Source organism: Haloferax sp. KTX1, from assembly GCF_902410085.1.
Lineage (GTDB): Archaea > Halobacteriota > Halobacteria > Halobacteriales > Haloferacaceae > Haloferax > Haloferax massiliensis.
Map to the genome: position 1 here is coordinate 1 of NZ_CABPRH010000018.1, position 19,147 is coordinate 19,147.

16 protein-coding genes and 1 pseudogene are annotated in these 19,147 nt (G+C 66.2%); 8 read left to right on the forward strand and 9 right to left on the reverse strand.

The window, feature by feature from the left end:
* Positions 1-69 precede the first annotated feature (69 nt).
* The 4 genes from FY251_RS19285 to FY251_RS19300 form a co-directional block, all read right to left on the reverse strand.
* Positions 70-1,224 (reverse strand): ABC transporter ATP-binding protein, encoded by a 1,155-nt coding sequence (locus FY251_RS19285; protein ID WP_148416621.1) that lies wholly within the window; start codon positions 1,222-1,224, stop codon positions 70-72.
* A 93-nt stretch (positions 1,225-1,317) separates the two neighbouring features.
* The gene (locus FY251_RS19290) at positions 1,318-2,151 is read right to left on the reverse strand and encodes a carbohydrate ABC transporter permease (RefSeq protein ID WP_042662165.1); all 834 of its coding nucleotides are present in this window, start codon (positions 2,149-2,151) and stop codon (positions 1,318-1,320) included.
* Positions 2,152-2,153: 2 nt separating this feature from the next.
* A complete protein-coding gene (locus FY251_RS19295; RefSeq protein ID WP_255516758.1) occupies positions 2,154-3,095 on the reverse strand; it encodes a carbohydrate ABC transporter permease in 942 nt (313 codons plus the stop codon).
* A 64-nt stretch (positions 3,096-3,159) separates the two neighbouring features.
* Positions 3,160-4,743: an ABC transporter substrate-binding protein gene (locus FY251_RS19300; protein WP_255516759.1), complete on the reverse strand. Its 1,584-nt coding sequence runs from the start codon at positions 4,741-4,743 to the stop codon at positions 3,160-3,162.
* A 131-nt stretch (positions 4,744-4,874) separates the two neighbouring features.
* On the opposite strand from FY251_RS19300, the gene FY251_RS19305 reads away from it, so the two are divergent.
* The gene (locus FY251_RS19305) at positions 4,875-6,431 is read left to right on the forward strand and encodes a TCP-1/cpn60 chaperonin family protein (protein WP_148416622.1); all 1,557 of its coding nucleotides are present in this window, start codon (positions 4,875-4,877) and stop codon (positions 6,429-6,431) included.
* A 55-nt stretch (positions 6,432-6,486) separates the two neighbouring features.
* Here FY251_RS19305 and FY251_RS19310 read toward each other — a convergent pair whose 3' ends face one another.
* Positions 6,487-8,172: a TCP-1/cpn60 chaperonin family protein gene (locus tag FY251_RS19310; protein ID WP_148416623.1), complete on the reverse strand. Its 1,686-nt coding sequence runs from the start codon at positions 8,170-8,172 to the stop codon at positions 6,487-6,489.
* A gap of 96 nt (positions 8,173-8,268) precedes the next feature.
* On the opposite strand from FY251_RS19310, the gene FY251_RS19315 reads away from it, so the two are divergent.
* From FY251_RS19315 to FY251_RS19325, 3 genes are all read left to right on the forward strand, one after another.
* A complete protein-coding gene (locus FY251_RS19315; RefSeq protein WP_148416624.1) occupies positions 8,269-9,162 on the forward strand; it encodes an NAD(P)-dependent oxidoreductase in 894 nt (297 codons plus the stop codon).
* Positions 9,163-9,883: 721 nt separating this feature from the next.
* On the forward strand, positions 9,884-11,059 hold the full coding sequence (locus FY251_RS19320) for an enolase C-terminal domain-like protein (protein WP_148416625.1): 1,176 nt from the start codon (positions 9,884-9,886) through the stop codon (positions 11,057-11,059).
* Between the two features lie 2 nt (positions 11,060-11,061).
* Positions 11,062-12,159 carry a Gfo/Idh/MocA family protein gene (locus FY251_RS19325; RefSeq protein WP_148416626.1) on the forward strand — a complete coding sequence of 366 codons (1,098 nt, stop codon included), beginning with the start codon at positions 11,062-11,064 and terminating at the stop codon, positions 12,157-12,159.
* Positions 12,160-12,207: 48 nt separating this feature from the next.
* Here the strand turns inward: FY251_RS19325 and pdxA are convergent, their stop codons facing one another.
* The 3 genes and pseudogenes from pdxA to FY251_RS19335 form a co-directional block, all read right to left on the reverse strand.
* Positions 12,208-13,209 carry a 4-hydroxythreonine-4-phosphate dehydrogenase PdxA gene (pdxA, locus tag FY251_RS19330; protein ID WP_148416627.1) on the reverse strand — a complete coding sequence of 334 codons (1,002 nt, stop codon included), beginning with the start codon at positions 13,207-13,209 and terminating at the stop codon, positions 12,208-12,210.
* Positions 13,196-13,510, reverse strand: a complete 315-nt coding sequence (locus FY251_RS23210; RefSeq protein WP_306466185.1) for a nucleotide-binding domain containing protein — start codon at positions 13,508-13,510, stop codon at positions 13,196-13,198. Before FY251_RS23210 ends, pdxA begins: the two co-directional genes overlap by 14 nt.
* A pseudogene (locus tag FY251_RS19335) lies at positions 13,506-14,486 on the reverse strand (four-carbon acid sugar kinase family protein); the annotation flags it as partial. The gene FY251_RS23210 and the pseudogene FY251_RS19335, both read right to left, overlap by 5 nt.
* Before the next feature lie 84 nt (positions 14,487-14,570).
* On the opposite strand from FY251_RS19335, the gene FY251_RS19340 reads away from it, so the two are divergent.
* From FY251_RS19340 to FY251_RS19350, 3 genes are read left to right on the forward strand one after another with little or no spacing between them, the layout of a single operon-like run.
* Complete coding sequence (locus tag FY251_RS19340) at positions 14,571-15,758, forward strand: UxaA family hydrolase (RefSeq protein WP_148416628.1); 1,188 nt, start codon at positions 14,571-14,573, stop codon at positions 15,756-15,758.
* Positions 15,755-16,069, forward strand: a complete 315-nt coding sequence (locus FY251_RS19345) for a UxaA family hydrolase (RefSeq protein WP_148416629.1) — start codon at positions 15,755-15,757, stop codon at positions 16,067-16,069. Before FY251_RS19340 ends, FY251_RS19345 begins: the two co-directional genes overlap by 4 nt.
* Positions 16,066-17,178 carry a UxaA family hydrolase gene (locus tag FY251_RS19350; RefSeq protein WP_148416630.1) on the forward strand — a complete coding sequence of 371 codons (1,113 nt, stop codon included), beginning with the start codon at positions 16,066-16,068 and terminating at the stop codon, positions 17,176-17,178. The genes FY251_RS19345 and FY251_RS19350 overlap by 4 nt, the downstream gene beginning before the upstream one ends.
* Positions 17,179-17,369: 191 nt before the next feature.
* Here the strand turns inward: FY251_RS19350 and FY251_RS19355 are convergent, their stop codons facing one another.
* A complete protein-coding gene (locus tag FY251_RS19355; protein ID WP_148416631.1) occupies positions 17,370-18,134 on the reverse strand; it encodes an IclR family transcriptional regulator in 765 nt (254 codons plus the stop codon).
* A gap of 192 nt (positions 18,135-18,326) precedes the next feature.
* On the opposite strand from FY251_RS19355, the gene FY251_RS19360 reads away from it, so the two are divergent.
* Positions 18,327-19,058, forward strand: coding sequence for a fumarylacetoacetate hydrolase family protein (locus FY251_RS19360; protein ID WP_148416632.1), 732 nt, complete (start codon positions 18,327-18,329; stop codon positions 19,056-19,058).
* Positions 19,059-19,147 lie beyond the last annotated feature (89 nt).

The following is a 19,147-nucleotide window of genomic DNA, read 5'->3' on the forward strand; positions in this document are numbered from 1 at the left end:
CCTCCCGCACCCCGCCTCCCGCCGCAACGACGCCGTCGGCATTTCCGCCCCCGCGGGGGGTGCGGTTCGTTAGGCTTCCGATTCGATCATCTTCGGCGACGATTCAGCGCGCTCGCGTCCGTGAATCAGCGCTTCCTCGGTGTTGCGGTCGAACAGGTGGAGGTCGTCTTCCTCGAAGGTCACGGTGATGACGTCCCCCTCTTCGGGTTCGGTTTCGGACGGGGCGCGGAGGCGGCACTCCTTGCCCGCGACGTCGAGGTAGATGAAGTTGTCGGAGCCGATGACCTCGACGACGTCGACGGTCGCCTCGAAGGACTTCTCGCCGGGGGCCGACGGATCGACGTTGAGGTTCTCCGGCCGGATACTGAGGACGTATTCGCCCTCGCCGCCGACGAGGTCGACGAGCGAATCGGAGACGCTGTACCTGAAGCCGTTCCCGACGAGCGTTCCGGTCCCGTCGCTTGCGACTTCGAGGTCGACGTCGAAGAAGTTCATGCTCGGACTCCCGATGAAGTCGGCGACGAACGTGTTCGCCGGGCGGTAGTACACCTCCTTCGGCGAGCCGACCTGCTGAAGTTGTCCGTCGTTGAGGATGACGATTCGGTCGGCCATCGTCATCGCCTCCTCTTGGTCGTGGGTGACGTATATCGTCGTGATGCCGAGTTCGGAGTGGATGCGCGAGAGCTCCGTCCGCATGTGTTTGCGGAGTTGGGCGTCGAGGTTGGAGAGGGGTTCGTCGAACAGGAACACCGCCGGTTCGCGGACGATTGCGCGGCCGGTCGCGACGCGCTGTTGCTGCCCGCCCGAGAGGCTGCCGGGCTTTTTGTCCAGCAGGTCCTCGATGCCCATCATCTCCGCGGCCTCGACGACCCGCCGGTCGACCTCCTCTTCGTTGAGGTCGGTGCTCAGGCTGAGGCCGTACCCCATGTTACCGCGAACGGTCTTGTGGGGGTACAGCGCGTACGACTGGAAAACCATCGCGATGTCGCGGTCGCGGGGCGAGACGTCGTTTACCGGTTCGCCGTTGAGGCGAATCTCTCCGTCGGTGATCTTTTCGAGCCCGGCGAGCATTCGCAACGTCGTCGACTTCCCGCAGCCCGAGGGGCCGACGAAGACGACGAACTCGCCGTCGGGGATGTCGAGTGACAGCTCCTCGACGGCGACGATTGGGCCGGACGTGTCTTCGAATACTTTCGTAATGTTGTCAAATTCAACGCGTGCCATGGTAACGTATTGTGTGGTTGGTTTGTCGGTCTGTTATTTATTCGTGTCCCCGGGGTGGCAGACGGGCTCCGTCCGCCACTGGAACTCGGGTCGTCAGGCACCCCCGAGACCTTCTCCGACGTAGCGCTGTGAGAGGCCGTAGAAGACGACCGGTGGCGCGACCAGTAGCACCACGGCCGCCATGAGGATGTTCCACTCGCGGAGCACGTCGCTCCCGAGGATGAAGTGAATCGCCACGGTGGCGGTTCGGACGTCCTCGTCGCTCGTGAGGACGAACACCCACAGGAAGTTGTTCCACGCCGTGAGGAACGAGAAGAGCGCGGCCGCGCCCACCGCGGGTGCCGAAAGCGGGAGGACGATGCGCAGGAACGCACCGATTTCCGTGTGCCCGTCGATGAGCGCCGCCTCTTCGATGTTCTCCGGGATGCCCTGTCTGAAAAAGCCCTGTAACAACCAGATGGTCTGCGGCAGGACGAAGATAGACAGGGCGATGATGATGCCCGGCAGGGTGTTTATCAGTCCGAAGACGTAGAACACCTCGTACACCGGGATGGTGATGACGATCCACGGGAACATTATCGTGAACACGGCGGTGTAGAACAGGAGCTTCCGCCCGGGGAAGTCCAGTCGTGCGAACGCGTACGCGCCCGGGATCGAGAACACCAACGAGATGAGCGTCGCCGAGATGGACACGATAACGCTGTTCTGGAAGAACGTCACGAAGTCGAACTGGTTCCAGATGTCCGTGTACGCGGCGAGCGTCAGCGCGTCCAGCGCCGGAAGGTAGCCCGTCTCGGGGCTAATCGCGGCGAAGTTCGTCAGAAGCGACGTTCGGACGACCCAGAAGTACGGCGTCAGCGCGAAGACCGCGAAGACACCGAGGGCGGCGTACAGCAGGAATCGGCTGCGGCGAGTCTCGTTAATCATGGTTAGACGTACAGCTCCTCTTCGTCCTTGATGACGGTCACGTAGAAGATGGCCGCGGTCATGGAGACGAGGATCATGGCCATTCCGAGCGTGTACGCCCGCGAGAACTGCAGGTTGACGTACGCGGTCTCGTACGTGAGGATACTCATCAACATCGTCCGGGTTCCCGGGCCACCGCCGGTCAACTCGAACGGCTGTGCGAACTCCGCGACGTTCCACGCGGTGCGGAGCGCGAGGATGATAATCGTCGGCGTGACCAGGTGCGGTAACGTCACGTCACGGAAGCGCCGGAGTCGCCCCGCCCCGGCCAGCGCCGCCGCCTCGTACTGCTCGCGGGGGATTCCCACGATAGCGGCGGCGTAGATGATGCCCGCGTACCCGTAGTCGTGCCACGACTGGGCGACGATGAGCGAGACGTACGGCCAGATACCGTCGGCGAGGAACGCCGGCGCCTGAACGCCGAGGAAGTCCGAGAGTATCATGGGGAGCATCCCGAAGTCGCTGTTCAGGAACCACATCCAGATGACACCTCCCGCGAGCGGCGCGGAGAAGTACGGGGACATGATGATCGCGCTCGTCCAGTCTCGCCACCGACTCCGGAGTTCGCTCAGGAGCAGGGCCGCGATGAGGCCGATGACCAGTTGCAGGAGCGTCGTGCCGAAGACGAAGGCCAGCGTCCAGCCGAAGGCGAAGTGAAACAGGTCGTTCGTCAGCAGCCACGAGTAGTTTTCGAGGCCGACGAAACCACCGGCTTGGCCGAGCCGGGTGTTCGTGAACGTCAGGTAGACACCTCTGACGATGGGGTAGTAAAACAGGATCGTGAACATCACGAACGTCGGGACGATAAACAGGTAGCCGATCCAGTTCTCCCGAACCCGGTCCATGAGCGTGGTCTCCTCTAGCCCATACTTCTGTCTGATGTTTTGTGCGGTTTCTTGTGACATGATATTGTGGTATTTTATAGCGTATAAAATCGTTTGGGTGGCCTGTTGAGGTGTCTCCCTCCGTCTACTGTGCCAGGCGGTCCTGGATGCGCGAGCGGACGAGCGACGGCGTCTCCTCGATGGTGTGCTGTCCGGCGATGGCTTCGCTTATGGTCTCGTTGATATCGGTCCACCGAATCGGGTCGGTGTCTCTGACGTCCCACGACGCGCCCGTCGTCGAGTACTGCTCGCCGTAGGTGTCGGCGTTCTTGTAGGCCTGCTCGGTGCTCTGTGCGAGTTCGTACTCGTCGAGAATCTTCTGCAGTTTGGGCTGGAGTCCGGGGAGCGACTCGTAGTGTTCGCCCCACGCGGGCAGGACGAACTCGTCGTCGCCGAGGAGGAACATGTTGAGGTCCCACGCGGCGTTCTGCTTCGTGTCGCTCGCGTTGAACAGCGTCTGCTGCTGTTCGAGTGCCCACATGTGGCCGCCGTGTTCGCCTTCGACGCCCTCCAGTTCGCTGATGCCGAAGTTGCTGCCGAACTCGGCGTCGACCTTCGGGTGCGGGAGAAGCATGAAGTCGCCCTCGCCGCCGTTCCAGCCGAACTGGACGTCCTCTTTGATAGCGCGCCAGCGGTTCGCCGTCGGGACGGCGTAGTTGAACGACGCGACCCTGCCGGTCAGCATGAGGGACGGAATCTCCTCGTCGCCGCGCTGGGCGGACTCCGAACTGCTGAACTCGTGGGCCATCTTGACGCAGGTCTTGATCATGCCGTCGGTCTTGCCCTGGTCTTCGTGGTCCTCGTTGGCGACGACGATAGTCGGGTGCTCCGGGTCGTCGCTCTGGCGCATCCACGGGTCGGTGCCGCCGGTGTATGCCGTCCGCGCGTAGCCCCAGTAGGATTCGAGGTCGCCGGGGACGCCGGTTTCCTCGTAGGCGATCGCGTCAGTCTGCTCGTCGATTCGACGGACCGCGTCGAGGAACCCGCTCCACGTCGAGAGCTCCGAGGCCGGGTCGCTGACGCCGACCTGACTGAACAGTTTCGGGTTGATTCCGAGGTTACTGTTCGTGTGGCGCATCCCGCCCGCGGACCAGTACTCACCGCGGTATTTCGCGGAATCGAGGTTCGCGGCCGTGTAGTCGCCGGGGAGCCGGTCCGTCCCCTCGATGAAGGGAGAGTGGTCGGGCACCTTCCCGTCGAGGTAGAACTGGAGCCCGCCACCGCCGGACTCGGCCATCGTCGGCGGATTCCCGCTCGACACCGTCGAGGCGAGTTTCGACCGGATGTCCCCGTAGGACGCCGTCTGCATCTTCACCGTGACGTTGCCCTGCTGTTCTTCGAAGGTGCTCAACGACTCCTGGAAGTGCGACTTAATCGAAGAGTTCTCCGCCGCCTGCGCGTTCAGGTAGTCGATGGTAATGCTCTCGGAACCGCTGGAATCGGACCCCGAATCCGTGTTCGAGTCGGACCCCGAGTCCGTGTTCGAGTCGGTCCCGCTGTCGTCGTTGTTTTCTCCGCCGCCACCGGTACAACCTGCGAGCGCACCGAGTGCCCCGACGGTCGACGCGGCCGCCGTCGACTGCATGAACCGCCGTCTCGATGGATGCTCGTCGGTCTCGGTACTGGCGTCTTCACTACGTTCACCACTGCCCGTGCCACTACGTGACATTGTGATAAGGTCAACATACACAATGGACTTAAATGTTTCTCCATTGATGGCGATTTATCATACACAATATGAGAATGGTATTGTGTATCAGTCCCGTACACTTATGATGAGCGACCATCGACAGGACGGTTATGGACTCCGACGCACGGCACGCGCTCCTCGCCGACGTCGACCGCGTGTGCGACCTCGTGGGGACGACGCTGGGGCCGTTCGGGACGAACAAGCTCGTCGTCGAATCGGGCGGGCGCGTGACCACGACCGCTTCGAGTAGCCTGCTCCTCGAACGACTCGAACTCGACGACCCCGCGACGAGCCTGCTTCGAGACGCGGCGACCGACTTCCGTGACGAGCGGGGGGACGGCTCGACTCGGATGGTGCTGTTGACGGGCGCGCTGCTCAGTCAGGCGGACGACCTCATCGAACAGGGGCTTCACCCCACGGTCGTCGCCCGCGGGTACAGGGACGCGTTCGACGTCGCCATCGACCGACTCGACGCGCGTGCCCGTCCACTGTCGCTCGTCGGTGCCGAGCGGGTTGCGGAGACCGCGCTCACCGGGACGCGGAACCCGGCCACCCGCCGCCACGTGAGCGAAGCCATCGCGAACGCCGTCACCGACGCGGCGGCAGACGATTCCGTCGACGGCGGTCGGGCGAGCGTCGACGTGGTCGCTCGAATCGGCGGCGTCGGCGACACCGAACTCGTCGACGGCGTCGTCATCGAGACGCCGCTGGTCTCGGAGGCGATGCCTCGTCGTCAACGAGACGCGGGCGTCGCGCTCCTCTCGTCGACGGTGGACGTCCCTCGACTCGGCGGGGCGACCGACTCGTCCGAGCGGTCGATTTCACTCGACGCGGACTCGTTCGAAGACCGAGCGGACATCGGTGCGTACGAGCGCGACCAGTTCCGGCGGACGCTGTCGGACGCCGCCGAAGCCGGGTGCCGGTTCATCGCGACGCAGGGCGCAATCAACGACCGCGTGAAGACGCGGGTGGCAGACGCGGGCATCACCGCGATCGAGCGCGTCGACGACGACGTCATGCGGCGGCTCGTTCGCAACACCGGCGGGCAGGTCGTCCCCACGCTCGAAGACGCGACGCCCGAGACGATGGGAACCGCCGACGTGGGGTTCGAACGACTCGCCGGGCGAGAGTTCGTCACCGTCGAGGGGACCGCCGAACGGGTGTACACGCTCCTGTGCCGCGCACCCGACCCGCGGTCGGTCTCGGCGTTCGAGGCCAGTGCCACGAGCGCGATCAGCGCGACGTTCCACGCGCTCGCCGACGAGCGGGTCGTCCCCGGCGGCGGGGCGACGGAAATCGACCTCGAACGGTCGGTCCGTGAGGCCGCGCGCGGGACCGCGAGCCGCGAACAGCTCGCGATGGAGGGGTTCGCTCGCGCGCTCACGGCAATCCCGCGACAGTTGGCCGCGAGCGCGGGACTCGACGGTTGGACGGGCGTGCTCCGCCTGCGCGTCGCCCACACGGAGGGCCGCTCTTCGATGGGCGTCGACGCGCTCTCGGGCGAGATTCGGGACGTTCTCGACGCGGACCCGGTCGTCGAACCGCGTCGTCTCCAGCGCGATATCCTCGGTGCGGCGACCGACCTCGCGGTCCAACTCATCCGAATCGACGGACGGCTTTCCGCGTCGGACCTCGCGGACGACGAACCGACGCCGCCGGTACAGTAACCGAACACCCGGTCGTCACTGTCTCCGTTCTGCGGAGCGCGAAAATCGCTTCGAGCTAGTCGTGTTCTATCTGCGGGTCGAGTTCGTCTAAATCGATACCGGGCGAGACGACGGCGTCGATGGTGGAGAGCTGTTCCGACGTCGCAACGGCGCTGTCGAGCGCCTGTGAGAAGACTCGTCGCGGCTCGACGACGCCGAGTTCCCACGCGTCCGCCGGTTCGCCGCGCGCGGCATCGAAGCCGACCGGTGCCGGGTCGGTCGCCGCGTCGGCGTGCGCGGTTCGAACGGCGGCGAGAGCTTCGAGCGGGTCGTAGCCGGCGTTACGGGCGAGCGTCCGCACGAGCGATTCGCACACGTCGGCGAACGCCTCGATCGCGAGTTGCTCTTTCCCCCGTACGCCGCTCGCGAACCGTCGAAGGTCCCGAGCGACCGCGAGCGGTGCCGCGCCCGCACCCGGGAGGACCTGTCCGTCCATCGCCGCGACCGCCGTCGTCTCGACGGCGTCTTCGACGAGTCGTTCGTGGGCCGTCCGCCCCTGTTCGGTGGGCGTCTCGACGACGACGGTGAACACCGGTCCCTCGCACTCCCCGATGGTCGTCCACTTCTCGTCTCCGACTCGCCGCTCGGTCACGCGCCCCGCTCGGCCGAGCTTCGACTCGTCGAGGTCGGAGACGTGGCCGACGACCTGCGCCCCCGTCGCACGGGCGACGCGGTGGACGTCCGATTTCGGGTACTGCGCGCGGTCGACGACCGCGACGCCCCGCGATTCGAGCGCGTTCTTGACTGCATCGTCGAGCTCGGCGCGCACGACGAGCACGTCGACACCGAGGCTGGCGACGCTCGCCGCTACGTCGTCTATCGCGCTGGTACGCGCCGCGGTGTAGGCCGTCATCGCCCCTGCCGAGCCGAGCGAGACGGTCGCGCCCTCGCCGCTCCCGAAACTGGTCGCCGTCTCTTCGACATCGATGTCGCGTTCGAGGACGGCGATTCGGGCGTCCGACAGAACACCTTCGACGGACGGCGTCCAGTCGAACGAGAGCCGGCTCTTCTCGCTCGTCTCGTGGGCACCCGGTCGTCGTCGAACGACGTGGCCGCGGACGAGTGCTACCCCGTCGCCGGCGCGCGTTCGCACGCTGACGTCGTCGGTGTCGAACCACTGCCCCTCCGTCGACCCCGCGAGCTCGGCGACCGCCGTCGAGACGACGTCGGCGTACGCGTCCCGACGAGACCGCGAGAGGTCGGTCGTCATGGCCGTGTCGGCGACCTCGCGAAGGCGGTCGCGGTCGGCGGCGGTAATCGGGCGCGCGAGGTCGTCGAGTACCTTCCCCGCCCGGTTCGCGGCCATCGCGTATCCGACCGTCAACGTGCCCTCGTGAAGGCCCGACTCGCTGAGTCGAGCACCTTCCTCGACGAGTCCGGCGGCGAGGAGCGCGGCGGTCGTGGTCCCGTCGTGGAGCCCGCGCCGGACGGAGTCGAGCCCGTCGACGAACAGCGCGGCAATCGGGTGAACGAACCCGTCACCGCGTTCGATCGCGTCGAGGAGTCGACCCGCATCGGCCGTCACGACGGTCTCGGGCACCTGTTGCCCGTCGACCGTCTGCACGAGAGACGTGGACCCTCGGGGGCCGTAGGTCGAAGCGAGGAGAGACTCGACCGCACGGGTCGCCCCGACGACGTACGCTCGCGCCGCCTCGTCGCGGGCGAGCCAATCGCCCGTCTCCGCGTTCGTGTCGTGAGCCATAGTTTGGCGGAGCGTACCACAGTATATAAATCTATGTTCTGTTCGATTGCTGTCACCTCAACTGCTAAGTGGACGGGGCGAGATTCGTGATACCACATGCCACAAACTATCGGGTTCGTCGGCGTCGGAATCATGGGAAAACCGATGGCGGAGAACGTCCTCGATGCGGGGTTCGACGTCGTCGTTCACAACCGCTCGCGGGAGGCGGTCGACTCGTTAGCCGAGTTGGGGGCGACGGCCGCGTCGGCTCCGTCCGCCGTCGCCTCCCAAGCGGATGTCGTCGTCACCGTCCTTCCGGACACCGAGGCGGTCGAGGAGGTCGTGTACGGTGACGGCGGGTTGGCCGACGGCTTCGACAGCGGTGACGTGCTCATCGACATGTCCACAATCTCGCCCGTCGCCACAGAGCGGCTCTCCGAGGAGCTCGAAGCGGGGGGCGTCTCGATGCTCGACGCACCAGTCAGCGGCGGCGAAGAGGGGGCCAGAGACGGGACGCTCTCGATAATGGTCGGCGGCTCGCGCGAGACGTTCGACGCGCACGCGTCCCTCTTCGACGCGATGGGTTCGACCGTCACCTACTGCGGCGACGCCGGCGCCGGACAGATTACCAAGGCGTGTAATCAAATCGTCGTCGGGTGTACGCTTCAGGCGGTTTCCGAGGCGCTGGTGTTGGCGCAGCGGGCGGGTGCCGACCTCGAAGCCGTCGTCGACGCGATCAGTGGCGGTGCCGCCGGCTGTTGGGCGCTCCGCGAGCGAGCGCCGCGGGTCATCCGCGGGAACTTCGACCCGGGGTTCTTCGCCTCGTACCAGTACAAAGACCTCAAGATCGCGACGGCGGCCGGAGAGGAGTACGGCTCGCCGATGCCCGCGACGTCCGTCGTCCACGAGGCGTACAAGGCGATGGAGACCTCCGGGTACGGTCGCGACGACCACTCTGCGGTCATCAAAATCCTCGAAGATACGGTCGGCGAGACCGCGCGCATCGAGTAGCCCGAACCGGACGAGCGCCGTTCCGCGGAATTCGTACGACAGCATCGAACAGCGCCCGTCCGTCGGTGCAGATGCTGTGGATTCGACCACGGCGGTCCGGCGAAACCGCCGCCCTCTCGGTCGGTGTCCCTCGGATGGGTGAACGCGTTCGAACGGCGATTCTGAGTCGCCTTCGCAGGTCCGTCTGCGTCCGTCCGCCCGGTTCCGTTTACCGATGATGAACGTGAGTATTGACAACACCCCACAGAGGAGAGCGTCAACCCACAGATTACGATTAGAAAACAAGTGTACATTCGATGAATTTGTCCGACCGACCGCATGATCTATAATTATGAACTAAAGTAACACATGACAATCGTTCATTACCAACTACCGCCGCCCCAGCATATGTATTCACAATTACATTTACAAATATATGTTTGTAATGGTAATGGAGATACACCGCTGAGCGTGCGTATCGGCGTCTCACAGGGCTGATTCGGGTTTTCGTGCGGCGATAGTAAACGGCGGGGCGGAAATCGAATATCACAGGACGGACGCTGGGAGCCCTCTCGTCCCGCGTTCGAAGGAGTGTTCATCGTGGGACTGCCGGTGTCGACGCCCGGGGTCACGTGGCTTCGAACGCAGTTTCTCTCGAAGGGCGAACACGACGTGAGTTTCGGGAAAACCGAGTGCCGGGGGCGTGAGAGCATTTATTAGGTGCCCCTGTGTGAGCCGACGTATGGCACCGACTATCACGAAAATCGAGTCGACGGAATTCAGCTACACGCTCGACGACGTTGGCACGGACGGCCACGGGTTCAACCTCGTCTACGCCCCCGGTGAGACGACCGAGCGAAAACTGTTCGCGCTCCAGATACACACGGACGAGGGAATCACCGGCGAGTACGTCGGCGGGAACTCGCCGGGCGCGGCGCAGATCAACACGTTCGCGAACTACCTCGTCGGGAAGAACCCCCTCGAACGAGAGCGCCACTGGAGCGAGGTCAAGCGGGCGCTCCGAAAGTACGACCGGATGGGAATCGGCCCGGTCGATATCGCGCTGTGGGACTTCGCCGGGAAGTACTACGACGCGCCGATTCACGAACTCCTCGGGACGTATCGGACCCGACTCCCCACGTACGCGTCGACGTATCACGCCGACGAGGCGGGCGGTCTCGACTCGCCCGAGGCCTACGCCGACTTCGCCGAGGAGTGTCGTGACGCCGGGTTCCCCGGGTTCAAGATTCACGGCTGGGGCGGGGGCGACGACGCCCGAGACGTGCGCCGAGAGGTCGAGACGGTCCGGGCGGTGGGCGAACGCGTCGGCGACGAGATGGACCTGATGGTCGACCCCGCGTGCGAACTGGCGACGTTCGCCGACGCGTTGAAAGTCGGTCGCGCGTGCGACGAGTACGACTACCTCTGGCTCGAAGACCCCTATCGGGACGGCGGCATCTCCCAGCACGGCCACCAGAAGCTCCGCGAACTCATCGACACGCCGCTGCTCCAGACCGAGCACGTCCGCGGGCTCGAACCGCACACGGACTTCGTCGCCAGCGGGGCGACCGACTTCGTCCGCGCGGACCCCGAGTACGACGGCGGTATCACCGGCGCGATGAAAATCGTCCGCGTCGCCGAGGGCTTCGGCCTCGACGTGGAGTTCCACGCCCCCGGCCCCGCACAGAGACACTGCATGGCGGCGGCCCGGAACGCGAACTACTACGAACTCGCGCTCGTCCACCCGCTCGCAAACAACACCCAGCCACCGGTCTACCGCGGTGACTACTCGGACATGTTCGACACCATCGACGAACGCGGGACCGTTCCCGTCCCCGACGGCCCGGGCCTCGGCGTCGACTACGACTGGGAGTACGTCGAAGCGAACGCGACCGGCAGTGTGCACACCTACGAGTAACCATGACCTACAGGGCCGGAATCATCGGAACCGGAGGCATCGCTGGCATGGGAATCCTCGGGATGCACGACGAGTCGCAGATCGGGAAAGCGAAAGTGCGTGCGAGTCACGCCGGCGGGTACGACGAGACCGATGACATCGAACTCGTCGCGGTGGCCGACGTCGACGAGACGAAGCTCGGTCGCTTCGGCGAGGCGTGGGACATCCCCGAGGAGGGGCGGTACGTCGGCCACGAAGCGATGCTGGCGAACGAAGACCTCGACGTCGTCTCCGTCTGTACGCCCTCGTATCTCCACGCCGACCACGTCGTCGACGCGGCACACTCGGCGGCCGACCCGGACGTCGTCTGGTGCGAGAAGCCGATTGCCTCGGCCGTCTCCGACGCGGAGGAGATGGTCGCCGCCTGTGACGAGACGGACACCGAACTCGTCGTGAACCACTCGTTTCGGTTCACCGACAAACTGCGTCGCCTCCGCGACCTCCTCGTCGAAGAAGAGCTTCTGGGCGACGTTCGGTCGGTGGCGACGCAGTTCCGCATGGAGCTCATGCGTAACTCCACTCACCTCCTCGACACGCTGGTCTTCCTCCTCGACGCCCGCGCCGACCGGGTCGCCGGCTACATCAACGGGGAGAACGAGGCCGTCGAGTCGCTCGACGCGGCGGCCGACATCGACGACGCCGGCGGTGGGGGGTTCGTCGTCATGGACGACGGGACGTTCGTCACCGTCGACTGTACCGTCCCGCGCGAGATTTCGTCGATGACGCTCCAGTTCGTCGGCACCGAGGGGAAACTGTACATGAACAACGACGACGGGGAGTGGCGCTACTGGCGGCTCGAAGACGGAGAGCACGTCGAGACCGACCTCCCCGGTATCGACGGCGCGTGGACTTGGGACGAAGACTACCGCAACGCGTTCCCGAACGCGGCGAGACGCATCGAATCGATGCTCCGCGGCGACGCGGAGAACCCGTCGACGGGCGGGGAGGCGACGCGGTCGCTGGAGATTATCGTCGCGCTGTACGTCTCCGAGTTCACGGGCGGTCAGGTGAGCGTTCCCCTGGAACGGCCACTGCGCGACGTCGAAATCACGTCGTGGTGAGCGTCGGCCAGTCGGGTTCGGCGGGGGTCGTCGCGGTCACCGTCGACATCAGCGGTGACGGCTGACGTCGGCGGCCACCCGAATCGCGTCGACCATGCTCGTCTCGCTGGCGACTCCCTCGCCGGCGATGTCGAAGGCGGTCCCGTGGTCCACGCTGGTTCGGACGATGGGCAACCCGACGGTCATGTTGACGCCGCTGACGCCCCCCGCCGCGTCGAACCCGAGCATCTTCAACGGGATGTGACCCTGGTCGTGATACATCGAGACGACGCAGTCGAACTCGCCTCGGGCGGCGCGGACGTACGCGGTGTCCGGGGATATCGGTCCGGTCGCGTCGATGCCGTCTTCGTTGGCACGCTCGACCGCGGGCACGATCTCGTCGTCGTCCTCGTCGCCGAGGAGGCCGCCGTCGCCGGCGTGCGGGTTCAACCCAGCGACGGCGACGCGGGGGGACTCGATACCGAGGTTCCGGAGCGCGTCGTCGGTCACGCGGACGGTTTCGAGGACGTTCTCCGTCGTCACGAGCTCGCACGCCTCGCGGAGCGGGACGTGCGTGCTGACGTGGGTCACGCGCAGGTCGTCCTCGATGAGCATCATCGAGTAGTTCTCCGTGTCGGTCCGCGCGGCGAGGAGCCCGGTGTGGCCCGCGTGCTCGCTGCCCGCCATCCGCGTCGCCTGCTTGTTGATGGGGGCCGTGGCGACTGCGTCTATCTCCCCGTCGACCGCGAGGTCGATGGCGCGTTCGACGTACGCGAGACTCGCGGCACCGTACTCCTCGCGGAGTTCGCCGTGGACGAGGTCGTCGACGTTGTCGCAATCGAGGACCGACAGCGCGGTCGGGTCGTCGTCGACGGCGTCGACGGAGTCGACCGCCCGCACGTCGAACTCCGCGTCGCAGGCGTCTCTCGCGCGGCGCATCACGCCGAGGTCGCCGACGACGACCACGCGCGCGAACTCCGTCACGGACGGGAACGCTTTGACGGCGACTTCCGAACCGATACCCGCGGGGTCGCCCATCGTCACGGCGATTAAGGGGTTACTCGTGCTCATCGTCCCCACTCAAACGGGCGATGCACTTACGTATTGCCCCGGGGGTGCCGAACGCGCCGGCCTTCGTCACGACCGGGACGCCGTCGGCGACCCCGCCCGACAGACGGCCGAGCGGAATCCCCTCTTCGATGGCCGTCCCGGAGAGGAACACACCAGTCGCGTCCAGCGACTCGAAGGCGTCGGCGGCCACCGCGCCGCCGGTCACGAACATCGACCCCGGCGTCGGGGGTTCCCCCGGCCCAGAGCCGTTCGACGGTCGAACCCAGCGTCTCGGCCACCCGAGCGCGGACGGTCTGGTCATCGACGCCGAGCCGTCGGCCCGCGTCGAGCGCGCGGCTCGGGGCGTCTTCGTCGGGCGCGGAGACCAACACCGCGACCCCGCGGTCCGCGAGGCGTTCCGAGCAGGCCGCGGCGGCGTCGGCACTCGCGCTGGCCGGGTTCTCGACGGCCCTCCCGAGGTCCAGCGGGACGACCGACTCCGCCGGGAGCGCGTCGAGTTGGTCGAGCGTCGCCGGGTTCGTGCTCCCGACGACACAGAGGACCGTTCGGTCTCGCGTGGGAACCGACGCCGGCCCGGCACCGCGGGGAGGCGGCGTCTCGACGTATCTCGCGAGCCCCGCGCTCCCGACGTAGACGACGTTCAGTCCCGAGCGTGCCGCGCCGTCCGCGAGGGCTTCGAGGTGCCGTTCGTGCGACGCGTCGGCGACGACGATGCCACGACCGGCCCGCGCCCGGTCCCGTAACGCGTCCGCGACGGCCGCCGGTCCCGTTGCCACGCGGTTCACCGGCAACCGAGAGACGGGGGAGGACGATTCGGCGTACCGCGTTGGGATGTGCGACGTCTCGACGGGTTTGTCCGGGTCGTCGCCGGCGGCGGTCTCCGCGACCGGAGTGCCGTCGACGAGATGGTAGCCCTCGACGGTCGTCCGCCCGTTTCTCGGGGAAGCGGGTGCCACGAGCGCGAGGTCCGCCGCCGTCGCGTCGAGCACGGCGTCGGTCTCTCTCACGAGGTTCCCCCTGAGCGTCGAATCGACCTTCTTGTAGACGAACGAGTGGTCACCGGGACCGACGGCGTCGAGGACCGCCGCCGCCGCCCTCGACGGGTCGGCGTACCGGCTGTCCGTATCGACGACCCGGACGTCCGTCTCGGAACGCGGGTTTTCCGACGGCGCGGGCGACGCCGAGACGAGCGTTCGGAGTCCGCGAGCGGCGAACTCGTGACCCGTGTCCGTCGCCCCGGTGAGGTCGTCCGCGATGACGAGTCCGGACGGAAGCATACACGTGGAGACGGGAGGACTACTACTAAAACCCCTCCCCCGCCAGCGAAAAGACTAACACGGTGCTAGCCATGAATTGTGAACATGGGACATACGTTCGAAGGATACCGACGGTCGAACGGCCGGGTCGGTGTCCGAAACCACGTCGCCGTCGTTCCGACGTCGGTCGCGGCGTCTTCGGTCGCGTCCGCCATCGCAGACGAGGCGGGGGCGTGGGCGCGGGCGACGCCGCACCAACTCGGAACGAGCCAGCCCGACCCGGCGCGACGACAGACCGAGCGCGTCCTCGTCGGAACCGGCCGAAACCCGAACGTCGGAGCCGCGCTCGTCGTCGAACTCGGAACGGAGGACATCGACGCCGAGGCGGTTGCGGACGACATCGCAACCGCGGGGAAGGCGACGGAGACGCTCACCATCAGGGAGGCGGGCGGAACCGCGAACGCGCTGTCGGAAGGTGCGGACCGCCTCGGCCGACTGAAAGCGGAGGCGGACCGCGCGAGGCGCGAAGAGGCCGACGTCTCCGAACTCGTCTTCGGGGTCGAATGCGGTGGGAGCGACGCGACGAGCGGAATCGCCGCCAACCCCGCCGTCGGTGCCGCGTGCGACCGCCTCGTCGAGGCGGGCGGGACCGCCTCGTTCAGCGAGACGCCGGAGTTCATCGGCGCGGAACACATCCTCGCCGACCGATGCGTCACAGAAGAGACGCGGGAGCGTATCTTGGAACGCGTCGAGGCGCGCGAGGGGATGGCCGAGTTGATGGGCGTCGACCTCCGCGGCGCACAGCCGACGCCCGGAAATCAGGAGGGCGGGCTGACAACTATCGAAGAAAAGAGCCTTGGAGCCATCTCCAAGGGCGGGACGTCGCCGATTCGCGGCATCGTCGACTACGGCGACGAACTGCCGACGAACGGCGGACTCGTCCTCATGGACACGCCGGGGTACGACGTCGAGAGCGTCGTCGGAAAGGTCGCCGGCGGTGCGCAGGTCGTCGCGTTCACGACCGGCCGGGGGAGCACGACCGGGAACCCCCTCGCGCCCGTCATCAAGGTGACCGGAAACCCGAAGACGTGGGACCGGATGTCGAACAACATCGACGTGAACGCGGGGACGGTCTTCGACGGCGAGTCGATAGACTCGGTCGGTGCCCGCATCTTCGAGACGCTCGTCGAGGTGGCGAACGGCCGCCGCACTGAGGCCGAACACCGCCGACTGGAGGAGTTCGCGATAAACGAGATACAGCCGGAAGAGCTGACCGCGGAGGTCAGCGGATGAAGGGTCGTGTCTTGGACGACGCCCTCCTCCGACTGAGCGCGTCAGACAACGTGGGAACGACGGTCGACGACCTCGACGCGGACACCGAAATCGAGACCGACGACCGAACTGTCGTCCTCGCGGAGGACGTTCCGTTCGGGCACAAGGTCGCGCTCGAACCGGTGGACTCGGGCGGCGAAATCCGGAAGTACGGCGAGGTCATCGGAGCGGCGACGCAGGCGATAGCGGTCGGCGAGTGGGTCCACACCCACAACTGCGAGAGTACGCGCGGCCGCGGTGACCGGGCGGCCGGGAGAGGTGAGTCGGCATGAGCACTCCGAGAATCTCCGGTCGGACGTTCGAGGGGACGCCGCGAGCGGACGGAACGGTCGGTGTCCGCGACAACGTCTTGGTTCTCCCGTCGGTCATCTGTTCGCACATCGTCGCCGAGCGAATCGCCGCGCGCGTGGACGGAGCCGTGGCGACCCCGCACGACCACGGCTGCGCCCAGCTCGGTGCCGACAACGAACAGACTCGCCGGACGCTCCTGTCGATAGCGCAGAACCCGAACGTCGCCGGAACGGTCGTGGTCGGACTCGGGTGTGAGGAAGTCCAGAGCGCCGAGGTGGCGACCGCGCTCGAATCCCGCGGCGTCGCCGTCCGCGAACTGTCCATTCAGGGCGTCGGCGGGACCGACGAGTGCGTCGAACGAGGCGTCGACGCCGCGACCGAACTCGCCCGGTCGCGGCGCACGTCACAGACGGTCGCCGACCTCAGCGACCTGACGCTCGGCGTCGTTTCGAGCGACCTCGACGCGTCCACGATAGAGTCGGCCGACCCGCTCGTGGGCCACGTCGCCGACGAGATCGTCGACGCCGGGGGTCGCGTGGTCGCCGCCGGTAACGAGCGTCTGGTCGCCAACCCGGACGAGGCGCGCGACGCCGCAACTGACGAGGCACGGGATTCGATGGACGCCCTCCTCGACAGACACGAGGGCCACCCGGCGCGCGCGACTCGCGTCGGCCGGTTCGCCCGCGACCGCCCGTTCGAGGACGTCACGCGAGCGTGGGGGGGAAACGCCGTCTCCGAAGTGCTCCCGTACGGTGAGCGCGCGACCCTCTCGGCGGGCCTCGCCGCCGTCGACGCACCGTCTCGGTTCGCCGAGGCGACGACGGCGCTCGCCGCAGCGGGCGCGAACGTCGTCGTTCACGTCACCGGCGACGGAATCCTCTCCGGGCACCCGCTCGTCCCGGTCGTCAAGGTGACAGGCGACCCGGGGACCGCGGCGGCGCTCCCGAACGATATCGACCTCTCGGCGCGGCGCGACGCGCCGGGCGACTTACTGGAGCGACTGGTCGCCGTCGCAAACGGCGAGGCGTGTCTCGCCGAGGGACACGGCCTGACAGAGTTCGCTATCACCCGCGTCGGCCCCTCTATGTGACGGCTCTGCTGAGTCACCGTGTTTTCGTTGTCGACGCCGCCAACCGGACGCCCAGCGCAGTTGCTCGGGGGAGTGCGTCGGTCGGCCGCGAGTTCGAGACAGAACGGGACGGCGACAGCGGCCGAAAGAGGGGGGAAACGAAGGTCGGTCGCGTGAATGTCCGGAAGGCACGCCTCTCGGCGTGCAGAACGCTACGAGTACGTCAGGTTGAGTTCGATGACGTTTGCGGCGCTCATGACCTGCTCCGGGACCACCGATTCGAACCGCTCTCCCTTCATCCGACTCGTCGGGCCGGAGACGCTCACGGCCCCGATGGCGTGACCGTCCGGGTTCTTGATGGGTGCCGCGATACACCGGAGGCCCGAGAGGCGTTCTCCCTTGTCGTAGGCGTATCCGCGTTCGCGAACCGCCGCGAGCTCTTCTTCGAGCGCCTCGCGCGAGGTGATGGTCGTCGCGGTCTGTGCCGGGAGGCCCCAGCGCTCGATGATCTCGTCGACTCGCTTCTCGGAGAGGTACGCGAGGATTGCCTTCCCGAGCGACGTACAGTGGAGCTTGACGCGCATGCCGGCGTGCGTATCGAGCGAGACCGCCCGTTCGCCCTTCGAGCGGAAGAGGTAGACGCCTTCGCCGTGTTCTTCGACGAGCAGGTTCGCGAGCTCGCCGGTCTGCTCGGCGAGTCCGTTCACCTCGGGCTTCGCCACCTCGTAAAGCGGCATCCGGTCTCGGGTGTGTTCGCCCAAGCTGAGGAACTTGAGGCCGATGCAGTACTTCCCGCCTCGCTGGACGACGTACTCGTGTTCTCGGAGCGTTCGGAGGTGACTGTACACCGTACTCTTCGGGAGGCCGAGTTCGGTGGCTAACTCCGTGACGCCAGCTGATTCCCGCGCTTTCAGCGCTTCGAGGATTTCGAGCGAGGTCCCCAACGCCCCGATCGTGTTTGCCATGTTCGTTCCCATTCTAGACACTGGTTAACATTCATCGTTAATAATTGTTGTTCACGATTGTCGGATATCCGTTCGTCATCGCTAGGGACTCGCGTCACTCGCCCGCGAACGGAGTCGGGACCATCGCGGTGAAAAGTCGATGTTTCGACGCCGGAGTTGTCGACGGCGAAACCGTTTTGCCAGGAGCGCGTGTCTCCCTCAGACATGCATCGCGTGAGATTCCGCGACCCGGCGGGGAGTGTCAGAACCGGCGAATGGACCGACGACGGAGTCTCGTTCGGTGGCAGAACGTTCGACCCGGCAGCGGTCGACATTCTCCCGCCGTGTGAGCCGAGTAAAATCGTATGCGTCGGTCTGAACTACGAGAAACACGCCGAGGAGACGGGGATGGACATCCCGGAGCGACCGCTGCTGTTCCTCAAGCCGCCGAACGCGCTCGCAGCGCACGGCGACGCGGTCACCCTTCCCGCCGGGAAAGAGCGCGTCGATTACGAAGCCGAACTGGGCGTCGTCATCGGCGAGCAGTGCCGGAACGTCGAACCGGGCGACGCGATGGACGTGGTCGCCGGGTTCACGTGTCTGAACGACATCTCGAACCGAGACGACCAAGAGGTCGAACAGAACTGGATTCGCGGCAAGGCGTTCGACAACAGCGCACCGCTCGGGCCCGTCGTCTCGACCCCCGACGAGGTCCCGGCAGACGCGAGCATCGAACTCAGAGTCAACGGAGAGACGAGACAGGACTCCTCGCGGGCCGAGTTCATCTTCACGATTCCAGAACTGATCGCAGAGATTACGACGTACATGACGCTCGAACCGGGGGACGTGATCTCCACCGGGACCCCCGAAGGCATCGGTCCGCTCTCCGACGGCGACCGCGTCGAAGTCGATATCGAGGGTATTCGAACGCTGGAGCATACCGTCCGGTCCGACTGACCGGAAAACGGGGGTTCCGCCCAAAGGTTCATGTGCAACGATAACACATGGTGTGTTGTACGGGAGGAAGAGGCGGCACATCAGACTAT

Excerpts from the sequence above, each read along its gene's own strand:
- FY251_RS19295 (WP_255516758.1), bottom strand. The coding sequence starts at position 3,095 with ATGTCACAAGAAACCGCACAAAACATCAGACAGAAGTATGGGCTAGAG.
- FY251_RS19290 (WP_042662165.1), bottom strand. The coding sequence starts at position 2,151 with ATGATTAACGAGACTCGCCGCAGCCGATTCCTGCTGTACGCCGCCCTC.
- FY251_RS19325 (WP_148416626.1), top strand. The coding sequence starts at position 11,062 with ATGACCTACAGGGCCGGAATCATCGGAACCGGAGGCATCGCTGGCATG.
- pdxA (WP_148416627.1), bottom strand. The coding sequence starts at position 13,209 with ATGAGCACGAGTAACCCCTTAATCGCCGTGACGATGGGCGACCCCGCG.
- FY251_RS23210 (WP_306466185.1), bottom strand. The coding sequence starts at position 13,510 with ATGACCAGACCGTCCGCGCTCGGGTGGCCGAGACGCTGGGTTCGACCG.
- FY251_RS19305 (WP_148416622.1), top strand. The coding sequence starts at position 4,875 with ATGGACTCCGACGCACGGCACGCGCTCCTCGCCGACGTCGACCGCGTG.
- FY251_RS19345 (WP_148416629.1), top strand. The coding sequence starts at position 15,755 with ATGAAGGGTCGTGTCTTGGACGACGCCCTCCTCCGACTGAGCGCGTCA.
- FY251_RS19315 (WP_148416624.1), top strand. The coding sequence starts at position 8,269 with ATGCCACAAACTATCGGGTTCGTCGGCGTCGGAATCATGGGAAAACCG.
- FY251_RS19340 (WP_148416628.1), top strand. The coding sequence starts at position 14,571 with ATGGGACATACGTTCGAAGGATACCGACGGTCGAACGGCCGGGTCGGT.
- FY251_RS19300 (WP_255516759.1), bottom strand. The coding sequence starts at position 4,743 with ATGTCACGTAGTGGCACGGGCAGTGGTGAACGTAGTGAAGACGCCAGT.
- FY251_RS19310 (WP_148416623.1), bottom strand. The coding sequence starts at position 8,172 with ATGGCTCACGACACGAACGCGGAGACGGGCGATTGGCTCGCCCGCGAC.
- FY251_RS19360 (WP_148416632.1), top strand. The coding sequence starts at position 18,327 with ATGCATCGCGTGAGATTCCGCGACCCGGCGGGGAGTGTCAGAACCGGC.
- FY251_RS19320 (WP_148416625.1), top strand. The coding sequence starts at position 9,884 with ATGGCACCGACTATCACGAAAATCGAGTCGACGGAATTCAGCTACACG.
- FY251_RS19285 (WP_148416621.1), bottom strand. The coding sequence starts at position 1,224 with ATGGCACGCGTTGAATTTGACAACATTACGAAAGTATTCGAAGACACG.
- FY251_RS19355 (WP_148416631.1), bottom strand. The coding sequence starts at position 18,134 with ATGGGAACGAACATGGCAAACACGATCGGGGCGTTGGGGACCTCGCTC.
- FY251_RS19350 (WP_148416630.1), top strand. The coding sequence starts at position 16,066 with ATGAGCACTCCGAGAATCTCCGGTCGGACGTTCGAGGGGACGCCGCGA.